Here is a 4,385-nt window from a genome sequence, read left to right as displayed (position 1 = left end):
GAGATGACGTCTCAATTGGAGCGCATGTCACGCTAGGCGGCAACTTCGGCAAAGGAGGTGTCCCAAAAATTGGGAATCGGGTTCATATCGGGCCTGGGGCGCAAATACTCGGGCCGGTAACAATCGGCGATGACGCCATAATTGGTGCCAACGCAGTCGTTCTTATAGATATTCCTAAAGCAGCCACCGCCGTGGGCGTGCCCGCAAAAGTACTGGTGAATATCGGATGAATATGGGTATGTATCACGCCAATTTACGCATTCCCCGCGTACGCACTAAAGAACTCTTTCTTTTCGTATTCTTCTTTCTTTATTTCTTACCTATCACCATGATTGGCGGGGATAGAGGCGGCCTTCCCATTGATATCGTTCCGTCTGATGTTCTAGCTATCTTTGTTGCGCTAGTTTACATCTTTTCCAATGGTACATTCTCACAAAAAAATAAAATTCTTATTCTTCAGATAATATTACTAATTTATGGATTTGGTTTGGTTGCTCTCGTCATTATCCAGCATGGTGATATCCTTCCACTTTTTTCTTTTTTTAAATTTAGCAAAACCATTTTTCCTTTTATAGCTGGATATGCGCTAACACGTTGGCTTGGTCAAATTGTTGTTTTGCGAGCGCTATCTAATTCAGCAGTTGCATTTATTTTTCTACTAGCTCTTTCTCAATTTGCCTACCATTTTAATTTTAGACCTCGATTAGGATCTCATTTCTTTGAGCTAGAGGTATATGGCTTCCCAAATTCAGCAGCATCGTACTACGTCTTCCTGCTTTGTTGCGCCCTTATCGTGGTTAGAACAACCGCAATTCGGTCGATGTTATTTGTATTGGGAGGTGCGTTTGCTTTGGGATCACTATCAAGGAACGCATTGCTGATTTTCATATTAGCAGTGATATTTTTTAATCTGAAAGGTAAAGTGAATCCTATACGTATCCTGGTAGCTTTTTTGCTTTTTTCCCTGATATATTTTTTTCTTAATTGGGTTAATATACCAATCTTGACTTATTCTTGGGATGCGATGGTGAGTAGAATGGAGAATGCACAATATAGCAATGATATCTCAAATGGTAGGTTTGAAATATTTTCCCATACCTTCGATTTAATATCAACTAGACCATTGTTTGGATACGGTTTTCAAGCATTTTCTCAATTCTCTCAATATGGAACGCCTCACAACCAGTATCTCGAATTATTATTTAAAGTTGGCGTATTCGGGACATTTTTATACTTGAGTATTCTATACGCTGGAATACTTCAAGTATTTAGGCACAGGGCGTCTATGCCGCCAGATCTTTCTTTGAAAGGGTTCTATATTATTTTTGGGATAATTTTTGTTGGATCCTTGGCGCAGCCAAACTTCTCATATTCCCCAACAGGAAATCTGCTCTTTCTGATTTTTGGAATTTTTTCTTATTCACCTAGGCAAAATGTTAAGAAAATTGACTACTGCTCAAACAGTCGGTGAAGTGGAATAAAAACCACTGGTTAGCAAATTCACTGCAGTTGGATTTGACATAGCACTAATTTCAGTGAATAAAGCCGCCCTAAACGTCTGCGCGGCAGCTTTTTTCAGGTGGCTTGAAATAACGTGAGTCTCCAAGGCGCTGCTCTACTCTCAGATTGTTTCGTAGGTATCGTTTTTCATTTGTATCAGAAATCCGGAGGCATAACGCGATGATCTCGAAACTTTGGGCCTATCGTCGGCTTGGCGTCAGAAATGTAATTCGCGTGGCTGTATACCGTACGGGATTGCGTCTAGGCCTACATCTCGTACTGCTCAAAAAGGGGAGCGTTCCGGTCGGTCCCTTTTTTCGTTTAATCGGCCAGGATGTAATACCTGCGGCCGCACCACCTAACAATGATTGGGACGCTTCACTATTGTGGTTCGGTTGGTATCGCAGGCCGCAGTCAGACGCTCCACCCGATTGGTTTGCCAACCCGTTCTCGGACACGCTCCCAACGAATGCAGACCTCGACTGGTGGCGAATACCCGATTTCAATGCTGGCGACATCAAAGGTATCTGGGAACTCTCGCGTTTTGACTGGGTAATCGCTTGGGCAACCAAGGCCGCTCACGGCGATATGGAAGCATTGGAGAAGCTTAATCTATGGCTGGGTGACTGGGCACGGTCGAACCCTCCTTACAAAGGGCCAAACTGGAAATGTGGACAAGAAGCGTCAATCCGGGTGATGCATCTATGCCTAGCAGCATGGCTGCTAAATCAGGACACAAAACCCGAGCCGGGGCTTGTTCAACTACTAGTCTGTCACCTCAAGCGTATTGCACCGACCATGTCCTATGCCATTGGCCAAGCCAATAATCACGGTACTTCTGAAGCAGCCGCACTTTTTATAGGGGGCACTTTCCTAGCAAGACATCATCCCGATGCTGATACCTGGGCGCGCAAAGGCCGGCATTGGCTAGAAGAGCGCGCCCAGAATCTAATCGAGCCTGACGGCAGTTTTAGCCAACACTCAGTGAACTACCATCGCGTCATGCTCGACACCTATTCCTTGGCAGAGGCGTGGCGGCGACATCGTTCATTGCCTGAGTTCTCGCAACACTTACGCATCAAGCTGGCTTCAGCGGCCATATGGCTTTACGCATTGGTAGACCCTGTAACGGGGGACGCGCCCAATATTGGGGCCAATGATGGGGCACGATTGATCCAACTCACTGACAGCGACTATCGTGATTTCCGACCTTCGGTACAATTGGCGATGGCCCTTTTTCACCAAGAACGCTGCTTTGAGGCAGGGCATTGGGATGACACGTTGGCTTGGCTCCACATCCCATTGCCCGATGACCAAGCTACGCCGCCCAGTCGTAGCTTCGATGATGGTGGCTATCATGTCCTTCGCCAAGAAAATACTCTTGCCGTGCTGCGGTATCCCCGCTTTCGGTTTCGTCCCAGTCAGGCGGACGCCCTGCATCTGGATCTTTGGCGCGAAGGGCGCAACCTTTTGCGGGATGGCGGCACTTTTAGCTATAATGCTGATGGAGCAGAATGGTTTGGTGGCACGTCAGCTCACAACACAATCACGTTTGATGGACGAGACCAAATGCCGCGACTGGGACGATTCTTGTTTGGTGATTGGATCAAAGCCGAAGCTGTAGAGTGTGTTTCAAAGTCTGAAAACGCCATAACAGCTGCTGCAGCTTACACTGATCATCTCGGAGCACATCACTATCGTAAGGTTATGATCGATGCCTCGGGAATGACATGCATAGACAAGATTTCAGGTAAATTTGACAAAGCCTGTCTACGTTGGCGGTTAGAACCCGCAAACTGGAAGCTTGATGGCAATACCTTGCTTGGAGGAAGCTTCAAACTCACTGTTGAGGCTGATAAGGACCTGATAGAGCCGTTGCTCGGCACAACACGAGAGTCGCGATATTATCAGGCATGTGAGGAAGTACCTTTACTTTCGGTTTCTTTTGACCGACCCACAACGATCACCACGAGAGTTCTCTTCTAGTCATGCATATTCTTTACTTCCATCAACATTTCTCGACCCCGACCGGTTCAGCGGGAACACGGTCGTACGAAATGGCCCAGGCTCTACTGAGAAAGAACCACACTGTTACGATGGTTTGTGGTAGTTACGCACAAGGAAACACCGGACTGAGCGGCCCATTTCAAGGCGGCCGACGGCGTGGCACGGTCGATGGAATTGACGTAATCGAGTTTGATCTCGACTACGGAAATCACATGGGCATTTTCCAACGTTTCGGCGTTTTTGCGAAGTTTGCAGTTGGATCGATTGGCCTTGCCATGCGTGAGCCTGCAGACGTGGTCTTTGCCACGACAACCCCCTTAACTGCAGGTATACCAGGAATTTTCGCACGCTGGCTTCGAAGAAAACCTTTTGTTTTTGAAGTCCGCGATCTGTGGCCCGAACTGCCAAAGGCGATGGGTGCCATCGAGAACCCTATCGTGCTTTGGCTGATGTCAGTGCTTGAATGGGTGTCGTATCGCTCTGCCGATCGACTGATTGGCCTCTCTCCTGGCATCGTTGAAGGAATTGCTTCGCGAGGCGTTGACAGGGATCGAATTGCTATGGTGCCCAATGGGTGCGATCTTGACTTGTTTGGTGACGCATCCGAACCTTGGAGACCTGACGCTGTACGTGCTGACCAAATGCTGGCAATCTTCACAGGAACACATGGAAATGCGAATGGATTAGACGCGGTTCTAGATGCTGCCGCAGTTCTGAAAAGCCGCGCCCGGGATGACATTCGTATCGCACTCGTGGGCCAAGGAAGGGAAAAACATCGCCTTCAACAGAGAGCTGATGCCGAACAACTTAACAATATCTTGTTCTTGGACCCAGTCCCAAAGACAGAACTGGCGGGGCTAATAGAGGGTGCGGATGTA

4 protein-coding genes are annotated in these 4,385 nt (G+C 47.6%); all 4 read left to right on the top strand.

Annotated features, from left to right (window positions below; all coding sequences use genetic code 11):
- The coding region (locus ACN0IC_RS14625; RefSeq protein ID WP_416879523.1) for a serine O-acetyltransferase at window positions 1–230 on the top strand (230 nt) is incomplete at its 5' end.
- 8 nt (window positions 231–238) lie between these two features.
- Entirely contained in the window at window positions 239–1,471 is a 1,233-nt protein-coding gene (locus ACN0IC_RS14620; RefSeq protein WP_416879522.1) for an O-antigen ligase family protein, read from the top strand.
- Window positions 1,472–1,680: 209 nt separating this feature from the next.
- Complete coding sequence (locus ACN0IC_RS14615; protein WP_416879521.1) at window positions 1,681–3,486, top strand: alginate lyase family protein; 1,806 nt, start codon at window positions 1,681–1,683, stop codon at window positions 3,484–3,486.
- Between the two features lie 2 nt (window positions 3,487–3,488).
- The coding region (locus tag ACN0IC_RS14610; RefSeq protein WP_416879520.1) for a glycosyltransferase family 4 protein at window positions 3,489–4,385 on the top strand (897 nt) is incomplete at its 3' end.

Source organism: Litorimonas sp. (assembly GCA_029936425.1).
Taxonomy (GTDB): domain Bacteria; phylum Pseudomonadota; class Alphaproteobacteria; order Caulobacterales; family Maricaulaceae; genus Litorimonas.
This window is presented reverse-complemented; position numbering and strand designations above follow the sequence as displayed.

Excerpts from the sequence above, each read along its gene's own strand:
- ACN0IC_RS14620 (WP_416879522.1), top strand. The coding sequence starts at position 239 with ATGTATCACGCCAATTTACGCATTCCCCGCGTACGCACTAAAGAACTC.
- ACN0IC_RS14615 (WP_416879521.1), top strand. The coding sequence starts at position 1,681 with ATGATCTCGAAACTTTGGGCCTATCGTCGGCTTGGCGTCAGAAATGTA.